Here is an 18455-nt window from a genome sequence, read left to right as displayed (position 1 = left end):
TTATAGCTATGGTAGTTTTTTTTAAATAAGCTCGAAGGAGGTAGTCTATGTATAAATTAACCGTTTTTATCCCTGATGAGGCGCTCGAGTCAGTAAAATCAGCGCTGTTTACCGCGGGCGGCGGTAAGATTGGCAATTATGAAGCGTGCTGCTGGCAAGTACAGGGTACAGGGCAGTTTAAGCCTTTGGCAGGGAGTCATCCGCATATCGGTGCGCAAGATAGACTAGAAAAAGTAACCGAGTGGCGCGTCGAGATGGTGGTAGCAAAAGAAAACATCGAGCAGGTCATTGGTGCGTTAAAGCAGGCGCACCCTTATGAGACGCCTGCTTATGATGTTATCGAAGTACTTGACTGGTAAGAGATGAAGCAGGAGGGCTAATAGTAGTTCAATCTTCTTTTATTTTAATCACCTGATAGCTTGGGTAATCAAGCTCGATCTTATAGTCTCCGCCGCCGCGTCTGGCTTTTACCTTTATTTTGTGGTCGCCTTTCTTGTATTTTACATCTTTGACACGGTACCCCATGCTGCTGACTTTATTGGCAGCGCGCTGCTCGATTGCAGGCTGATATAGCTCTTTATCGATATTTTTCAGCGTTTTTTTGTGCTTCTTATACAGCTTGGTGTCTTTATAAACGTCTTCATATAGATCGCCATAGGCATTGTAGCCAGGCGCGGTGACGCAGCCAGTCGTCAGTGCCAAGGCAGCAACCATAGCAGTCACTGCAGCGGGCTTTACAAAAGTAGTGATGTGCATAAAAACCTCTTATGGGGTCAAAATGTGATGAGTCGGTTTATAAAAAATGGCCAAACAAGCCAAGGGCTGGCTTATTTGACCAGAGGCATCAAGACCACAACGATGCCAAAACTTAATAAAAAGTCGCACGAATAATGCACGGACAAACAAGAATAATCGATAAGACGCGCACTATCTTATCAAAATTAGTCTTTTTCTATTTTGATAACGTTTAGGTTGGGATAGCCAAGCAATATTTCGTACTCTTGGGAGCCGCGTTTTGCCTCAATCTCAAACACTCCGCGATTATTTTTTTCTTCCAGCTCAATGTCTTTGACGCGGTAACCCATGGCGCCAATCTTTCTGATAGCCCGTTGTTTGATGGCAGGGTAGCGTGACTCTTGTTTGATACGGTCTTCGAGATCATCACCTTTATAGTGCTTATTGTACTTACCATGATTCTTATGTTTATCGTTCTTATAATAATCTTCGTCGTCCCAAATATTGGACCAAGATTTTTTGTTTGAGCTGATCAAGCGCAGTTCAGGATAGCTATATTTTAGCTCATAGGCTTGGTTATTTTTTTTGGCATAAGCAATGAGCGCACGGCGGCCTCGATGACTGTCCGCTCTAATATTCATTACTTGATAGCCTTTACGGCGCAAGTTATTGCGTAGCTGCTGACTGACGCGCTTATAACTGACACGGTCATAATCACCATCTCCGCCGTAGATGGGATAATCATAACCGTATCCAGGCGCAGCGACCGTGCAACCGACGGTAGAGGCACTCAGTAATGCGATAGCAAGACCAGAGGTGACCGCCGCTGATAAAGACGAAGGTTTTAACATTTTCACAATGTCTTCTCCTATAGGGGATATTTCTTCTTTTTGAAATATTTGCTTACATAACCATAGTAGGACGCTAATCTCATTACTGCGTGTCTTGGCTGTTAATAAGTTGTAAACTTTGCAAATATTTGCGTAAGCATCGGCTACTTTGGGTGACTAATGTGCAGGATGCAGAGAAGTTCATCGCCAATCTATTTTTATTGCCGTATGATTTTTTGAAGCAGGCGGTTGCTTTTATAAAATAAAATGGATAATTATCAATGACTTAGTCGGGTAAAAATGAGTGTATAAGTTTTGATGTAAGTATATGCTTACACGCAATGACGCTTACGCGACTTAACATCACATTATAGATTGGGCATTATAGTTACACGGCATTAGGGAATGTGACTCAAGGATTGAGTTGACCGCATTAAGGATAATGATTCAGTGATCAGCATCAGGATGATAATGAGAACTGAAGTAAGGACACATTTTCTTTGCTGACAACAGCAGTGATTGCTGGTAGTCGTAGAAAAAGGGCAGGATGCCCAGTATCACATTATGTTGAATAGCGTGCAAGGATGCACATGACGCAACCGTGATAGGTAACATGGATGGTTAACAATAAAACCGCATAACAATACATTGCTATGCGGTTTTATTGTATCTGCTCGTTCGATACAAAAAAAGACCGCACACTCTCATGCGGTCTTTTTTATTCTCTACTATTTATCATTTACTTAGCAGCAAGTACTCAAAAGCAAATAATTGAGCTGATCACTGCGAGTGAGTAAAGAAGACTTACTCAGTAAGTACAATTAGTAGTTACTGTTAGTAATTATTTTGGCGACGCCATTCGTCTACTTCGCGCTCTGCATGGTCTTTGGCATGGCCATAACGCTCTTGTACACGGCCTACTAGCTTGTCGCGGCTGCCTTCGATATGAGTGAGGTCATCATCGGTGAGCTCTGCCCATTTTTGTTTAACCGCACCTTTCATTTGGTTCCATTCACCTTTTAGCGTATGTTCATTCATTATTATATTCCTTTTATTATGATCGAATTTATTGTTGAGACTGAGTCTAAAAGCTAAGTTTTGTCTAAAGACTAAGCTTTTAGATATTAAGCCTTAAAATATTAAGTTATAAGACATGCGTCTTATCTGTCTTTTTATACCGTATCACTCAGTGGCTGCTGATTGTTACCAACAATCAACTTGCATTGGCAATCAAGCGTGAGCCAACTGGTGATATCTAATATAAGCGCTCACAATACCCTTGTCTGTATAGGCAGTGTTTAGAGTGTTGCACTATTATAGAAATCTACGTGCCTGTGTTAGGAGTGACATCTTTGTGTAATAAAAGGCAGGTTTTATGCAGTAGTCACACCGACAAAGTCAAAATCGACGGATGGAGTTTTGCCCTGTATTAACAGACTAATAGCTTTTGCCGAACCACAAGCGTGGGTCCAGCCAAGTGTACCATGCCCCGTATTTAGCCATAAATTATCAAAACTCGCCGCTGTATTGTGACTACCGTGACGGACATGGCCTTTGTGCGCGCGGCCTATCAGCGGTACGTTTGATGGGGTCATCGGCCGCAGCCCTGTCCAATATTGTACAGAGCTTGCAATGATGCCTTTTGGAAATAACTGCTGCACACGGCTAGTGATGGCCGCGCAGCGAGTGGGATTTAGATCCAGATTGTAGCCGTTGAATTCGGCGGTGCCCGCGACCCGTAGCTTGTCACCGAGGCGCGATGCCACCAGTTTAAACTCATCATCGATTAGGCTGACAAATGGCGCTAGATGCGGAGCGCGAGGATTGACTTGATAAGTGGCTGAGTAGCCTTTGGCAGGGAAGATAGGCAGCTGTACATCAAGCGGTTTCATTAGGGCGACGCTATGGCTACCAAGCGCCAGCACATAGCTATCGGCGCTAAAGGTCTGGGCATTTTCGTCTTTGGGCCGAAGGGTGACGCTATGCACGTGCGGCTGCGACTTTTGGGTATCGAGGTTGATGGCGAGGATATCAGTATCATATAAAAACTGTACGCCTGCTTTGAGGCAGCGCGCAGCCAAGCGCTGAGTAAATAGATGGGCGTTGCCCGACTCATCACGGCTAGTATAGGTTGCGCCTGTGAGCTTATGAGCGATGGGGTAGAGCGCAGGCTCTAAGCTGACCGCAGTACGAATATCGATGATATGGCGCTCACAGCCTAGCGCTTGCATACGCTCGGTCGGGGCAATGGCTGCCTCAAACTCTGCTTGGTCGGTATAAAAATGCATGATGCCGCGCGTTTGCTGCTCATACTCGATACCGATATCCGCGCGTAGCTGCTGCAAAGCCTCTCGTGAAAACAGCCCCAATCGGACCATCTGTACCAGATTGGCATCCGCTCTGTCCGCGCGGCACTCTTGCAAAAACTGCAGCGCCCATCTGAGCTGCGCCTTGTCCGCTCGCAGGCGATACAGCAGCGGTGCGTCTTCTCTACCTAGCCACTTTAGTGCTTTTTTTGGGGTTGCAGGATTGGCCCAAGGGGTGGCGTGCGAGACCGATATCTGCCCGCCATTGGCAAACGAGGTTTGCATCCCTGCTGCTGATTCACGCTCGATGACGGTCACATTATAGCCTGCTTGGCGAAGATACCATGCGGTGGTCACACCCACCACGCCTGCCCCGAGTACCGCGATATGTGTCATAGATTGCTCTGCTGCGTTTTTAAAAAAAGTGCTGTTATGGCTGTGAGATGTTTTGTGCTAGGGTTGGCGGGCTACATCTGCTTGCAGTGCTGGTGGCAATGCCAACACTGTCAGCTCGCTGTCGGCTAAATGTTCTGGACGGGCAACGACTAACGCCTCAAAGCCATTATTGCTAGCAATGGCGTTGACCACCTGAATTTTACCGAGTTTGTCGCCAGCTGCTGGCATCTCGCCTGTGCCACTGACGTAGTGCAAAAACGCCTTTGGCGCTGATTTAAAATAAATACGGGCGATGACCTCTTGACCCAAGTAGCAGCCTTTATCGTAGTCCATTCCGCCGCGCTGATGCAGGCGTAGCTCTTGCGGCTGAAACTGCCCTTGTGTCGCCGCGACGATCCAGTAGTTACCAGTGGCGATACTTTGCAGCGCCCATGCATTGGCCTCTTCTATCGTATGATGCTCGTCTTTGTGACTAAAAGTCGGCTCATCAGCGAGCACACAAGGATAGATGGCGGCTGGAGCGCTGGTCTCAAACTTCGAAAATGCGCCGTACTTTTTAAGATGGGCTTGTAAGCTGTCGGTACAATCAGCGCTGATGACGATATCAAAGTGATTTTCGGCTTGTTTTTTGATCCAAATGCCAAACTCGATGCGGCCCTTTAGGTTGCTAATGGCAGCAGCTTGATAGCTAAGCCCGAGTTTGGTGACATCAATGGTCAGCTGACTTTGCAAGAATTTTTCGGCATCCTCGCCTTGGAGCGTCACTTGAGAAAACTGCGGCAGAGTCGATATATCGGTAGATTGAGTCATTGTTATTATCCTTTTTTGAGCGCTGATTAGCAGGGTTTGCGCATAATAAGTAAGGGCTGGTATCAGACTCCTTTGACCAAATACGCGCCTATAAAAACCAGATGAGATTAAGAAGAGTACCACAAAAAGTACCGCCGTAAAAAAACAACAGTGCCTCGCCAATGGTTACGGTATAAGTTGGGTATAGCGACCATTTTTCAACCGTACAAATTGGTTAAAGATGGCGAGTTACGGTACAATGTTAGCTCTACAATACACTTAAATATTGCTGGCTGCCGAGGAAACGATGAGCTTACCAAATTGTCCAAAATGTGATGCTGAATATACGTACGAAGATGGTGCGTTGCTGGTATGTCCCATGTGTGCCCATGAATGGACAGCCGCGGAAACTGACGCCGCAGCAGCCGAAGCTCAAGGCGCTGTCATCCGCGATGCCGTCGGCAACGAGCTACAAGATGGCGACGCGGTGACCGTCATCAAAGACTTAAAAGTTAAAGGCTCCTCACTCATCATCAAGGTAGGCACCAAGGCCAAAAGCATTCGCTTGCTACCAGACGCGAGCGATGGTCATGATATCGACTGTAAGCTCGATGGCTATGGGCCGATGAAGCTAAAATCCTCGGTGGTAAAAAAGGCATAAAACGCCTGCAAGCCAACAGACTAAAGATGGCTTATGTCACCATTACCTTTACTACAATAATAGAGAATATTTATGAGTACTAAAAACGAACAACTATTTGCGCAAGCTCGCAAACATATCCCAGGCGGTGTCAACTCACCTGTCCGAGCCTTTGCTGGAGTGGGTGGTACGCCGATTTTTATGCATCGTGCCAGCGGCAGCAAAATCTATGATACTGAAGACAATGGCTATATCGATTATGTTGGCTCGTGGGGGCCGATGATTTTGGGTCATGCTCATCCAAAGGTGATCGATGCGGTCAAAAAAGCGGCGGATGATGGTCTGAGCTTTGGTACACCAACCCCATTTGAAACCACCGTTGCCGATAAGATCTGCGAGATCGTGCCAAGCGTTGAGATGATTCGCATGACCAACTCAGGCACGGAGGCGACCATGAGCGCCATCCGTTTGGCGCGTGGCTATACAGGACGTGACAAAATCGTTAAGTTCGAAGGCTGCTACCATGGCCATTCAGACAGCTTATTGGTCAAAGCAGGCTCAGGAATGCTCGATATCGGCGAGCCAACATCAAAAGGCGTGCCAGCGGATTTTGCCAAGCATACCATCACCATTCCTTATAACGATCCGCAAGCGATTAAGGATTGTTTTGAAAAGTGGGGTGATGAGATTGCTTGTGTCATTTTGGAGCCGATCGCTGGCAACATGAATATGGTCGTGCCCACCCAAGCGTTTCACGATACCTTGCGTGCTGAGTGTACTGCCAACGACGCCGTGCTGATTTTTGATGAAGTGATGACGGGTTTTCGTGTCGGTCTTGGCGGCGCGCAGGCACATTTCGGTATCGACCCTGATTTGACCTGCTTTGGCAAAATCATCGGCGCTGGCCTGCCCGTAGGCGCATTTGGTGGAAAAGAAAAAATCATGTCTTGTATCGCCCCACTAGGCGGTGTGTATCAAGCGGGTACGCTATCGGGCAACCCACTTGCCATGCGTGCAGGTATTGCGATGTTTGAGGACTTAACAGTCGCAGGTTTTTATGACGAGCTATCTGCCAAAGTAGATAAGCTAATCGGTGGCTTTCAGGCAGCGGCGGACAAACATGGTATCAATCTACGCACCAATAATGTCGGCGGCATGTTTGGCATGTTTTTTGTCAAAGACCGTGATACTACTGTACCGCAAAACTTCAATGACGTGACGCAGTGTGACATGGAAGCCTTTAACACCTTTTTCCATGGCATGTTAGATCGCGGTATTTATTTGGCACCGTCAGCATATGAAGCGGGCTTTATGTCTATCAAGCACAGCGATGCAGACATAGATGCCTCAATCAAAGCCGCTGACGAGATATTTGCTGAGATGGCGACAGCGTAATTGTGGTTTTTAGCATGGGTTTGAACGCTCTGAAAATGAGCGCTCTAAAAAGGTCAGTATCATAAATGGTGCTGACCTTTTTTTATGGATATAAATACGGTGTGCTGCCTTTATTTGATTTTATCAAACTTAGCATCTTTTAAGCTCAAATTGCCACGCAGTACGTCACTGTACATACGAAAGTCGCTGACAAAGCTTTTTAGTGGAAACTTAAACGACGCTGGTTTGTTTTTTTCAAAGAAAAAATGACCGACCCAGGCACAGGCATAACCTGCGGCGATACCTTTAAGCAGTGGGGCGGGCGAGCGCGACTTGACCGACTTTGCGAGGCCCAGTAAGCCAAAGCTACTACCCGCAAAGTGCAACCGGCGGCAGGCCATGTTTTGATGCTCATCTAAATAAAAATCATAAAAGCTCTGTTTGGTTGGGCTGACGGTTTTGATGGCGTCGTTTTTTGCCTGAGTATGAGAGTGATGGTCAGCGGCTTTGATCACATCGAGGGTGGCTGTTTGATTCATGGCGTTAGCTTCCTTGCTAATGAATGATAAAATGATGGCTGGCGGCCAGTAAGCTAAGTCGGCATGGGCCAGCAGATAGTGAGGCCTTTGATGCATTTTAATGTAACAAAGCCCCATGAGTAACACAAGTTTTAGATAATCTGCCGGCCACTGCTGCTGATTTGTGCGAATTGGTAGCCATGTATCTGATTTATCTGGATTCGACTATACTTGCCAGTGTTTGGCATAAATGCTTTAATGACGAAAATTGTGTCACTGCTGTCTGTTGGCCTCTCACATTGATGTTGATGGCCCGTTTTTGTCATGTGGTTTTTATAGTTTGGTTATTATAAGATGTTTGACAGCTTGGCTTTACTTGAGCCAGCCGTTTGACCCAGCGCCGCCCATGTCTGTACCTTTTATCTCACTAATATGGTAACGATTTCGCTTATGCCCATTGATTATTTTACAAACCCGCCAATCGCCGACGATGAAATGATGGCCGCCATTGATATCGGCTCCAATAGTTTTCACTTAGCCATCGCTCGTTTAGATCATGGGGAGGTGCGTAAAGTCGTCTCTATGTCAGAAAAAGTGCAGCTGGCCGCGGGGCTGGATGAGCACAACATCCTAAGCGCGGCGGCTGAAAAGCGCGGCCTTGAATGTCTTAGCCGCTTTGTGGCGCGTTTGGATTCGGTGCCGCCTGAGCGTATTCGGGTGGTCGCTACCAACGCCTTGCGCCAAGCCAAAAACGCCAATGATTTTATCAGCCGTGCCAATAAGATTTTGCCCAAGCCTATCGAGATTATCGCAGGACGAGAAGAGGCGCGTTTGATTTATTTGGGCGTCTCACATACCAATGCCAGTAGTGATAAGCGTTTGGTCATCGATATTGGTGGCGGCTCGACGGAGTTTATCATCGGCCAAGAGTTTGACCCGTTACTGACGGAGAGCTTGCAGATGGGCTGCGTGGCCTTTACCCAAAAGTACTTTGCTGATGGGCAGATTACCAAAGACGCGTTTACCAATGCCATCGCAGGCGCGCGTAAAGAAGTACTGGCGATCAATGGCCGTTACCAAAAAGTCGGCTGGAGCAGTGTGGTTGGCTCAAGCGGTACCATCAAAGCGGTGCGAAATGTCTTGGTGTCAAAGGGCTGGGCCGATGAGCAAGAGCGCATCACCTATAAAGGGGTGAAAAAACTCGAAAAACTGCTGCTAAAGATCGGCAACGTCGGCGATATCGATTTAGAAGGTGTCAAAGAGCACCGAAAGGCGGTGTTTCCAGCGGGGGTAGCGGTCCTGCGCGCGGTGATGAAAGTGCTGGGTATCGAAACCATCGCCTATTCTGACGGCGCGCTGCGCGAAGGTGTCATGTATGATATGTTAGGGCGTTTTGCGAGTGAGGACGTGCGTGACCGCAGTGTGCTGGCGTTGATCAAACGCTATTCAGGCGACAAAAAACAAGCCAAACAAGTGGTCAAAACCAGTCGGCATTTATTTGAACAAGTCAAAGACACGCTGGGTCTGAGTAGTGATGATGGCGATTTGCTCAGACGGGCGGCGTTTTTGCACGAGATAGGGCTGGCGATCAGTCACAGTAGCTACCATAAGCACAGTGCTTATTTGCTTGAGCACTCAGATATTCCAGGGTTTTCACAGGTCGACCAAAAGCGCATGGCGCAGCTGATGCTCAATCACCGCCGTAAGCTAAAAGCCGATATGTTGGAGCAGACCTGTACCATCGGCGGCAACCAGTTGGTCTATCTGTGCTTGCTCCTGCGCTTGGCAGTATTGGCGCATCACAGCCGCAGCGACCATGAGCTACCAGCATTACAGCTCGCTGTCGTCGATGAGCACTGCTGGCAGATCACGGTCGCCGATAGTAGTGAGCACTATGCGTTTTTGTTGCCAGATTTGCATACCGAGATTGAGCAGTTTGCCAAATGGGGTATCGAGCTTAGCGTGATAGAGGCCTGATGGCTTCGATAGCTAGCATCATTATTATGCCAGATGACGGACACCATCGACGTATCAATGCGCCTTACTGGTGGCATGTGCCCTATCGTTAGTAAGATGGTTTACAGATCTAGGTAAAAAAAGCCGCTTTGACAATAATGTCATGCCATTTAAGATGTGCTACTATAGCTTCTATTGAGTTTACAACTGTACTTTTATTATCAAAAACCGATAACATTATTGAGTATAATTATTAAAGGGAAGCATTTATGAGCACTGTCTGGGATAGTGTGCAGCTTGCACGGCACGCCAAGCGTCCATTGTTTATGGACTATGTCAATCAGCTGTTTACCGAGTTTGATGAATTACATGGCGACCGCGCGTTTGCCGATGACAAGGCCATCGTAGGTGGTCTGGCGCGTTTTGAGGGTCAGCCTGTGATGGTCATCGGTCAGCACCGTGGCCGTAGTACGCGTGAGCGTATCGCCCATAACTTTGGTATGGCCAACCCCGAAGGCTACCGTAAGGTCATTCGTTTGGTAAAAATGGCCGAGCGGTTTAATATTCCGGTGATGACCTTTGTCGATACCCAAGGCGCGTATCCAGGAGTGGGCGCAGAAGAGCGCGGCCAAGCACAAGCCATCGCGGAGAGTATCGCGGTCTTCTCTAGTCTACAAGTTCCTATCATCGTGACTATCATTGGTGAAGGCGGCTCAGGCGGTGCGCTGGCCATCGGCGTGGGTGACAGGGTCAATATGCTACAAAACAGTATCTACTCGGTCATCTCACCTGAAGGCTGCGCTTCTATCTTATGGAAGACTGCCGAAAAAGCTCAAGACGCCAGCGAAGCGTTAAAGCTAAATGCGGTAAACCTGCATCAAATGGGGCTGATTGATGCGGTCATTGAGGAAGGTGAGGGCGCGCACGTACAGCCGCAGCCTGTCATGGATGCGCTAAAGTCCTTGCTCACTGATCAATTAAAAGCGCTCAATGAGATGGATGTTGAAACCCGCTGCGCGCTGCGTTATGAAAAGCTCAAATCCTTTGACTCTGAAGTGATGCTGCCTTGCTGATTTGTTGATGAGTCATATCGCAAAATAAAAGTGTTAAAATAAAAACGTGTCATTGTATGGCGCGTTTTTTTATGCATAGGTGATTTATAAGAGGTGATTTATAAGATTTTGAGCCAATAAATTATCCAATCATCTAAGCGCTCAGACATTCTCCGCTACTTTTTAACTACTACGATTTAAACACTTTAAAAAAATAACTTTGCATTGAGCGACTTGATCGCCATGTATCTGATGTATTTGGATTTACTATAATTAGCAGCACAATTTCTATACGACGTACATATGTCAAGGCTCATGATATTTTGCTTGCTATCAACAAGGCTGATTATGACCAGTAGCGCAATTATTCCCTCTCCTATTAAGCCAATAGCGACGCGACCGATTGATGAAGGTTTAGCGCAGGCATTGCTGAGTAGTCTGACAGAATACAGCGCGCAGCTGCATGGCCGGCGCGTCTGGCTGGCCTGTAGTGGTGGGCGAGACTCTTTAGCGCTGGCGGCGCTGTGTGTCCAGCTATATCATCACGGCCGCTTGCCGTTTTTGCCGCAGTTACTGCATGTCGATCATGGTCTGCAAGCAGATAGCGGCGTCTGGGCGCAGCACGTCGCACGTTGGGCCACCGCGCAAAATCTGCCTTGTCAAATCTTGCGCGCACAGGTCAAAGGTCAAGACGAGCAGGCAGCACGGCACGCCCGCTATGAGGTGATGCGCGCCGTACTCAACACCGACGATGTACTGCTGCTTGCGCATCACGCTGATGACCAAGCCGAAACGATACTGATGCGGCTGATACAAGGCGCTGGGGTCAATGGGCTATCAGGGATACAGCCGTGGCGCACGCAGATACAAGGTGGACGGCGCAACGCACTGTGGCGGCCATGGTTGACCGCCAAACGTAGTACGATCAGCCGTTATGCGCAGCGTCTACAACTCCCCTATATTGATGACCCAACCAATGAGGCAGGGGACAACGTCCGTAGTGGTCTGCGCCGCGATGTCATGCCAGTTTTGGCCACGTACAACCCAAACGTCATTGATAATATCGCTCGTAGCACCCAGCTATTAAGTGACGCGCAATCCATCCTCAATGATCAGGCAGTAGCGGATCTGCAGCGGGTAGCAGTCAATAATTTGCAGCTCGCGTCCGCCCAGCGGGTACTAGATACAGCAGCGCTAAACACGCTGCCGCCATACCGTCAGCGCCAATTGCTGCATCATTGGCTTACTCAAGATGAGCCGTTGCCACCCACAAAGCAGCTGGTAGATGCGGTATTTGGTCTTAGCCGGCGTCAGGACTCTAACCACCAAACCGCGCTTTTTTGGCAAGCGGGTCTACAGTCTTACGTCATACGCCGTTATCGTCAGCGGCTGTATCGTATAAGTAGCGACTGGCTGGATTGGCTGACGTTACCGCTGGGTAAGGTGGAGCATGTAATCTCTGATCTGACAGCTGAGGTAGCTAGTACACCTGCTATCAGACCGCTGCCTATCTTGATGACATTACGCAGTGACACACATTTCGTTTGGCAAGCCAAGATTTGGCCTCATGCTTTGGCTACTCTATTGGGTGGTGATAGAAGCGGTAGTGCTGCGTTCAGTAAGGACATGTTAAGCAAAGACACGCTAAGAGGTAAGCTTGCCAACCATCAGGGTACAATGCGTCTCTCGTTTGCGCCGTTAGCGCGGCAGCAGCGCGTGCGCACGGTGTCCATGCCGCGGCCACAAGCGGGCAAAAAACTATATCAAACGCTGGGCATACCAGTATGGCTGCGGGAAAGCTTGGTGATAGTAAGCGTCGACTTTAGCCATTCAAAAGACGGGCAAGACGATCTGATCGAAAACGCAGCTGCCGTGCCTATCTTATTGTTGTCGCCTTTTGATTGTTGGATATTGCACACAGATATCATGCGCGTAGAGAGTAATCATCCGGCGGCGCTTAATGAGATAGCTGAGGGTATCATCAGTCAGATAATGATACAAAAAGCGCGCCAGACAACAAAGCCAGCAACACCAAAGCTGCGCCAAAATCCGTTCTGATAGAGGCGATCACTCTATCAGTCAATGAGGCGTCAAGCGGGCGAGTAAGCCACTGAATTTATCAAACGATGCCAGTAGCAGTATGGTAAACTGAGTGTCATTTTCCCTAGCAGTATGTTAGTTTGAATACTTTTGGATTTTTGCGTAGGAGATAAGTATGTCAGTATTAGATAATAAAAAAATCAGCTTTATCGGTGGCGGCAACATGGCGCAGGCTCTGATTAGTGGGCTTGTCAGCTGTGGTGTGGAGCCAAGCTTGATTACAGTCGCTGATCCTAGTAGCGAGGCGCGCGAGCAGCTATCTGCTAAAGGATTAAACACTGTCGACCCAACCGCCGATGCTACCGCTGCTGTTATCGGTGCTGACATCGTGGTATTGGCCGTCAAGCCGCAAGTGATGAAAGCAGTGGTGAGCGGCTTTGCCGATGCGCTAGAACAGCAGCTGGTGATTTCGGTCGCCGCAGGTCTGTCGACGGCTTTGTTGACAGACATGCTCGGCGGCTATAGCAATATCGTGCGCGCGATGCCAAACACACCGGCGATGATTCAGATGGGCGCGACTGGTCTATATGGTACAGACACTATCTCTGCAGAACAAAAGCAATTGGCAACGGCGGTGATGGAAGCCTCAGGGCTAGTCATGTGGGTCGATGATGAAGCACATATGCATGCGGTCACGGCCGTTTCAGGCTCAGCGCCTGCTTATATGTTTTACTTTATCGAGTCGATGGTTGATGGTGCGGTCGCGCTGGGGTTGGATAAAGAGCAAGCGTCAGCACTGGCCATGCAGACCATGCTAGGCGCGGCAAAAATGGCGATGAATAGTGATGACGCACCAGCCGAGCTGCGCCGTAAGGTCACCTCGCCAAATGGTACGACGCAAGCGGCTGTCGAGTCTATGCAAGCCAACGAGATTGGTCGTCAAATCATTGAAGCCATGCAAGCCTGCTACGATCGTAGCCAAGCGCTGAGCGAAGAGATGAGTAAATAATCGCTGACTACTGTCTCTCTATCTTGGGATATGTCAGGCATGATGGCATATCTCATTTATAATCAAAAAACGCCTGATAAAGACATTCGTCTTCTTAAAATCCGTTAATAACGTCACATTGAGTAGCGCTTCATGAACAACATGTTATTTCAAATCTTTGATTTGGTCACCACTTTCGCCATGATGTTGGTGTTTATTCGTTTTATGCTGCAGTTTGCTGGTATGGATGCTCGTAACCCCATGATTGCCCCTGCCTATAAAGCGACCCATATCGTCGATGTGTTTGGGCGTATTTTTCCGACCGTCGCGCAAGGCCGTATCAGCATCGCCGCCATTGTACTGATGTTTTTGATTCGTCTGATCGACATCTCTGGCAAAGCTGCCTTAATGCATAAAGGCATTGCGCCGGTGCCGTTGTTTTTTACGGGTACCACCAGCTTATTATTAGACTTTTTACGTATGTGTCGCTACTTGGTCATCGGCTCTATTATCGTCAGCTGGATTGTGGTGTTTACCCAGTCTCAGCATCCGATTATCGGTATTATCATCAGTCTGGCTGAGCCTATTTTGGCGCCGTTTCGCCGCATCACGCCAAACTTAGGCATGCTTGATTTGTCACCGATGGTGGCTTTTTTGGCGTTTTATTTACTCGAGATATTCATCGGTGGTTTGGCCGCCAGCTTTATGCCAATGTTGGGCTAACACTAGGACGCTGCGCTGTTAATTAGCCTGAGTAAAGGGCGCTCTATCGATATAGAGCGGCCTTTTTGTATATATTTATTGGATATGTGAATAATTGACAAAACGATTGGGTATCAATTGGGCGGCGTCATCGTCAGGGTGCGGGACATCAGCGGCGCGTAGCGTCTGAGTGATCCAGTCATCTGCCGCTTTGACGGCGTCAATCAGCGCATCGCCCATGGCTAAGCGGCCCGCGATAAAGCTGGCAAGTGAGCAGCCAGAGCCATGAAACTCGCCTTTTAGGCGTGGCAAGATACTCTGATGTACCATCTCACCATTGATATACAGATACTGCTCGATATCGCCGCTGTCGAAGTCATGGGAGGTTTTTACCAAGACGGCATGGGTGCCTTGCGCACACAGTTTTTTTGCAGCGACATGTAGGTCTTGCTCGCCGCTTAGCGCACGCAGCTCATGTGTATTGGGTGTGATTAAGGTCGCGTAGGGGAGCAGCTTGCGAAAGGCGGTGACCAAGGTCTGCTCATCGCCCAAGCTGCCGCCGCTATTGGCGACCAGCACAGGGTCTAAGACAAACGGCGTGTCAGCGTCGATGGTTTGCTTGGCAAACAGCTCTATGAGCATGGCGATATTGTCAGTGGTGCCAAGCATGCCAGATTTGATGGCACGGACCGGCAGATCTTCGAGCACGGCGACGGCTTGATCCTTGACCAAACTGGCCGCGCATGCCTCAAACCCAAACACCTGCTGCGAGCTTTGGATGGTGATGGCGGTACAAGCGATGGCGGCATGGGCGCCGGCCTGGCCGATGGCCTCGATATCCGCTTGTAGCCCAGCACCGCCTGAGGGGTCCAATCCTGAAAAACACAGTACCACGGGTCGCATAACATATCCTTTTATTTATAAGAGCGATCAGAAAACTGATAAATACTATAGCCAGCCAATAAGCAAAAAGCCAGTATCAGCATAGCGTTAACCTGTTTTAAATAAGCAGCGTTCTACAGACATAAAAAGTGCCAGTTTTGCGTTGTATGGATTGTGCTTATGGCAGGTGATTCATTCAAACAAACCAGCCTATTGTAGCCATAGGGATAGGGGGTATCTGATGTGTAGATTTGGGCAGTATTGTTGGTCACAATGAGCGATAACAGCATTTAAATCAATAATTATCATAAAAGCGAGATTAAATATGCCGACAAGGCTTGCAATTCGTTTTGGCTTTGTTATAATACTCGCCCACGACATAAGACGTATCGTTAGCATCGATACTGTATTTGTAAGGCTGTTATTGAACAGTATTATAAGTGTCTTACTTCGTTCGGTGAAGTGGGTGAGTGGCTGAAACCAGTTCCCTGCTAAGGAACCATACGTGTAAGCGTATCGAGGGTTCGAATCCCTCCTTCACCGCCATTTATTTTGTTGTTATAATAGTGCTAACGCAGTATATCGACGATAAATGATTTTTTAGCGATGACTTCAAAAAATAATTTGAAATTATCTTAATAAATCAGTTGACACAAGCGATATTATCTATATAATGACCAACCTAATTTACTGCAATTGTTATTAAACACTGTAGTGAATGATATGCAAAATACGCGCCTGTAGCTCAGTTGGATAGAGCACTTGGCTACGAACTAAGGGGTCGGGAGTTCGAATCTCTCCAGGCGCACCATTTGCATACTAGCTTATCTTTTTAAAGTTTAAGCAAAACCTAAAATAATCGCCTGTCTTATGACACTTTGGCGATTTTTTTGTGTCTGTCATTTTTATACCTATCATTTGCGCACAATACATACCAGTAGCAGGTGGCGCATACGTCTTTAATCATCAAAGGTACGATAAGCGTTTGAATTACGGTACAATAGCGCTACTATCCACTGCTTGCTATGAGCTTGTACCATGTCAAAGAGTTTATCCAAACGCCCGCCAAAAACTGCGCCTAAATCCTCTGCACCCGGCGCGCCTGTGCAGCAAGACCCAAATGAAGCCCCTAGCATTGCCAAACCCTTAACTCGGGTGGTGGCGATTTTGTATGATGGCATGCTGATTTTGGCGCTGTTGTTTTTGGTCGGTACGGTATTGACGGTGCTTGGGACTTTGCTGACCATGGAGACTGGCACCGAATCGTCGCAAGCGCAGTCGCTACCGACTTGGTATCAAAACCTTGTCATGACGCCGGCTTTTGTTTTGACCTTGGTGGCGTTTTATGGGATATTTTGGCGACGCGGCGGCCAGACCCTTGGCATGCAGACATGGCGGCTAAAGACCATCAACAATGCTGGGCATTTATTGACTTGGGGACAGTCATTTAAACGTATATTGGCGGCTTGTTTGATGCCGTTGCTGTTTGGTGTCATCGGCAGCCTGATCGGTGGTTCGCGCACGATTATGCTAACCAGTGCGTTCTTGGGTTTAATTTTTAATTACGTGTTTTGTTTGTTTAATCGCCGCGGTCTTGCCGTACAAGATATGCTCTCAAATTCCATTACTCTTAAGATGCCAAAAGTGGCGCATGAGGGACTATGGCGCGGTTTTAAAAACCGTAAGAAAAATCAATAACGGTGAGCTTGTATAGTCGATTCTAAATAAAACAGATACATTATATGGCAATGTGGAACGGGTATACATTTTCCTTGCATGCTGTGCCTGCGCTGCTCGATGCTGCATAAAATTTATCCCAGTCTCACTGTATCTTTTTTATACTGAACTCACTATATGATAAGCGTCATTTGTACCGCTTATCATACAGGGATGATAAAGCGCTGGCAGTTAGCACAGCTACCTCAATCTCATCTTATCTCTACATATTGACGGTTTGCATCAGCCACAGTGTGTAGCCGACAAAAAACAGCATCAACGCCGCACCTGAGCCTCGGCCAAAGGGGCGATGTCTGATAAAAGCAGCGCTACACAGCACGACAAGTAGCAGCGTAATCGCACTCATCGCCAGCACATCACGCGACAAAATAATCGGACTGGCGCTAATCGGAGCGATGACTGCTGCCAGACCCACCACACCTAAAGTGTTGAAAATATTAGAGCCGATGATGTTGCCCAGTGCCATATCGTGTTCGCCTTTGCGCGCCGCTGATAGGCTGGCCACCAGCTCAGGCAAAGACGTGCCGACGGCGACGATGGTCAGACCGATAATCAGCTCGCTCAATCCCCATAGTGTTGCCAACTCTACTGCGCCCCAGACGATGGCGCGCGAGCTGGCCACCAGCATGGTCAGTCCAAGGAACAACGCCCACAAACCACGCAGCAAGCTTGGCTCACTATCTGCTGCGCTCAGCGCGTCATCCACTGCGCGGTGCTCTACAATCTTATTATCATTGATATCATCAACCTTATGTGAGCTGCCTTCGCGCACGCTCAGCACGATTTGGATGCCCAAGACCACGACCAATAGTGCTAAGAGTACCAGTCCGTCAACGATACTCAGCTGCCCGTCACGCAGCTGCCACGCGGCCAAAGCAGTAATGATGAGTAATATTGGCAGATCGCGTTTTATGATGCCTTTATGGATGATTATGGGGCTTATTAGGGCAGTTGCGCCCAGTACCAAGGCGATATTGATGATATTTGAGCCATAGGCATTACCCAGTGCCAGCTCTGGACTGCCTTCTAAGGCGGCCAGTACCGACACCACCATTTCGGGTGCAGAAGTGCCAAGACCCAAAATAATAACTCCAATCAAAAAACTGGGTACATTGAGTTTTTTTGCCAGCGCCGTGGCACCATCAATAAAAACGTCTGCACTCCATACCAAAATTGCCAAGCCGATCAATACAGCAATAACTGCCAACCACATCAGTGTCTTTCCTTATCAATGAATCATAACATCAAACTCAAAAAACACGCTAAGCTCTGTCAAGGCGTTAAAACTTGTCGAACCGTTAAAACTAGGTTTATTTACAAAGTAGCTGGCAGGTATTGCCCAGCGCCGCCCGTCTTTAAGTTTGGATACAAATATAAATGTGCCAGATAAAAATGGCACAAAAAAAGCTGAATCCTCTGTAGAGTCAGCTTTTATGTACGATAATCATATATATGCCCTGACGGCTGACAGCGGTGATGCCTGATATGAGTCAGCGGCGCTTGGAGCGTC

Annotated in this window: 17 protein-coding genes and 2 tRNA genes; 11 read left to right on the top strand and 8 right to left on the bottom strand. The window is 48.0% G+C overall.

All coding sequences use genetic code 11. The annotated features are described in order from the left end of the window. Window positions 1-47: 47 nt before the first annotated feature. Window positions 48-359, top strand: coding sequence for a YqfO family protein (locus JMX98_RS02655; RefSeq protein ID WP_201584478.1), 312 nt, complete (start codon window positions 48-50; stop codon window positions 357-359). A 28-nt stretch (window positions 360-387) separates the two neighbouring features. Here JMX98_RS02655 and JMX98_RS02650 read toward each other — a convergent pair whose 3' ends face one another. The 5 genes from JMX98_RS02650 to JMX98_RS02630 form a co-directional block, all read right to left on the bottom strand. Further along, window positions 388-756 carry a hypothetical protein gene (locus tag JMX98_RS02650; protein ID WP_201584475.1) on the bottom strand — a complete coding sequence of 123 codons (369 nt, stop codon included), beginning with the start codon at window positions 754-756 and terminating at the stop codon, window positions 388-390. 185 nt (window positions 757-941) lie between these two features. Next, window positions 942-1586: a hypothetical protein gene (locus JMX98_RS02645; protein WP_227679993.1), complete on the bottom strand. Its 645-nt coding sequence runs from the start codon at window positions 1584-1586 to the stop codon at window positions 942-944. Between the two features lie 813 nt (window positions 1587-2399). Next, the gene (locus JMX98_RS02640; protein ID WP_192995850.1) at window positions 2400-2603 is read right to left on the bottom strand and encodes a CsbD family protein; all 204 of its coding nucleotides are present in this window, start codon (window positions 2601-2603) and stop codon (window positions 2400-2402) included. A gap of 335 nt (window positions 2604-2938) precedes the next feature. Beyond that, window positions 2939-4267, bottom strand: coding sequence for a D-amino acid dehydrogenase (locus tag JMX98_RS02635; RefSeq protein WP_201584469.1), 1329 nt, complete (start codon window positions 4265-4267; stop codon window positions 2939-2941). Window positions 4268-4324: 57 nt separating this feature from the next. Continuing rightward, on the bottom strand, window positions 4325-5077 hold the full coding sequence (locus tag JMX98_RS02630; RefSeq protein ID WP_201584466.1) for a YgfZ/GcvT domain-containing protein: 753 nt from the start codon (window positions 5075-5077) through the stop codon (window positions 4325-4327). Window positions 5078-5363: 286 nt separating this feature from the next. Between JMX98_RS02630 and JMX98_RS02625 the strand changes: the two genes are divergently transcribed. Further along, window positions 5364-5717: a zinc ribbon domain-containing protein YjdM gene (locus tag JMX98_RS02625; RefSeq protein ID WP_105244633.1), complete on the top strand. Its 354-nt coding sequence runs from the start codon at window positions 5364-5366 to the stop codon at window positions 5715-5717. Between the two features lie 72 nt (window positions 5718-5789). Then, window positions 5790-7091, top strand: coding sequence for a glutamate-1-semialdehyde 2,1-aminomutase (gene hemL / locus JMX98_RS02620; protein WP_201584463.1), 1302 nt, complete (start codon window positions 5790-5792; stop codon window positions 7089-7091). Window positions 7092-7201: 110 nt separating this feature from the next. On the opposite strand, the gene JMX98_RS02615 is transcribed toward hemL, so the two are convergent. Next, window positions 7202-7609 carry a DUF962 domain-containing protein gene (locus JMX98_RS02615; protein WP_201584460.1) on the bottom strand — a complete coding sequence of 136 codons (408 nt, stop codon included), beginning with the start codon at window positions 7607-7609 and terminating at the stop codon, window positions 7202-7204. Window positions 7610-8038: 429 nt separating this feature from the next. On the opposite strand from JMX98_RS02615, the gene ppx reads away from it, so the two are divergent. The 5 genes from ppx (at window position 8039) to JMX98_RS02590 (ending at window position 14347) form a co-directional block, all read left to right on the top strand. Beyond that, window positions 8039-9565, top strand: coding sequence for an exopolyphosphatase (gene ppx / locus JMX98_RS02610; protein WP_201584457.1), 1527 nt, complete (start codon window positions 8039-8041; stop codon window positions 9563-9565). A 248-nt stretch (window positions 9566-9813) separates the two neighbouring features. Further along, entirely contained in the window at window positions 9814-10617 is an 804-nt protein-coding gene (locus tag JMX98_RS02605) for an acetyl-CoA carboxylase carboxyltransferase subunit alpha (protein WP_201584455.1), read from the top strand. Between the two features lie 327 nt (window positions 10618-10944). Next, window positions 10945-12654 carry a tRNA lysidine(34) synthetase TilS gene (gene tilS / locus JMX98_RS02600; protein WP_201584453.1) on the top strand — a complete coding sequence of 570 codons (1710 nt, stop codon included), beginning with the start codon at window positions 10945-10947 and terminating at the stop codon, window positions 12652-12654. A gap of 157 nt (window positions 12655-12811) precedes the next feature. Beyond that, window positions 12812-13645, top strand: a complete 834-nt coding sequence (proC, locus tag JMX98_RS02595; RefSeq protein WP_201584451.1) for a pyrroline-5-carboxylate reductase — start codon at window positions 12812-12814, stop codon at window positions 13643-13645. Window positions 13646-13777: 132 nt separating this feature from the next. Beyond that, window positions 13778-14347, top strand: a complete 570-nt coding sequence (locus tag JMX98_RS02590; RefSeq protein ID WP_105244639.1) for a YggT family protein — start codon at window positions 13778-13780, stop codon at window positions 14345-14347. Between the two features lie 75 nt (window positions 14348-14422). Here the strand turns inward: JMX98_RS02590 and JMX98_RS02585 are convergent, their stop codons facing one another. Beyond that, window positions 14423-15229, bottom strand: a complete 807-nt coding sequence (locus JMX98_RS02585; protein ID WP_201584449.1) for a hydroxymethylpyrimidine/phosphomethylpyrimidine kinase — start codon at window positions 15227-15229, stop codon at window positions 14423-14425. A 435-nt stretch (window positions 15230-15664) separates the two neighbouring features. Here JMX98_RS02585 and JMX98_RS02580 point away from each other — a divergent pair. From JMX98_RS02580 to JMX98_RS02570, 3 genes are all read left to right on the top strand, one after another. Beyond that, a tRNA-Ser gene (locus JMX98_RS02580) sits at window positions 15665-15754 on the top strand. A 188-nt stretch (window positions 15755-15942) separates the two neighbouring features. Beyond that, window positions 15943-16019: transfer RNA gene (locus JMX98_RS02575), tRNA-Arg, on the top strand. 227 nt (window positions 16020-16246) lie between these two features. Continuing rightward, on the top strand, window positions 16247-16906 hold the full coding sequence (locus tag JMX98_RS02570; RefSeq protein WP_201584447.1) for an RDD family protein: 660 nt from the start codon (window positions 16247-16249) through the stop codon (window positions 16904-16906). Window positions 16907-17147: 241 nt separating this feature from the next. Here JMX98_RS02570 and JMX98_RS02565 read toward each other — a convergent pair whose 3' ends face one another. After that, a complete protein-coding gene (locus JMX98_RS02565) occupies window positions 17148-18158 on the bottom strand; it encodes a calcium/sodium antiporter (RefSeq protein ID WP_201584444.1) in 1011 nt (336 codons plus the stop codon). Between the last annotated feature and the right edge of the window lie 297 nt (window positions 18159-18455).

Origin of the sequence: Psychrobacter sp. HII-4, assembly GCF_904846595.1 — a bacterium.
In the GTDB taxonomy this organism is placed as follows: Bacteria; Pseudomonadota; Gammaproteobacteria; order Pseudomonadales; family Moraxellaceae; genus Psychrobacter; species Psychrobacter celer.
This window is presented reverse-complemented; position numbering and strand designations above follow the sequence as displayed.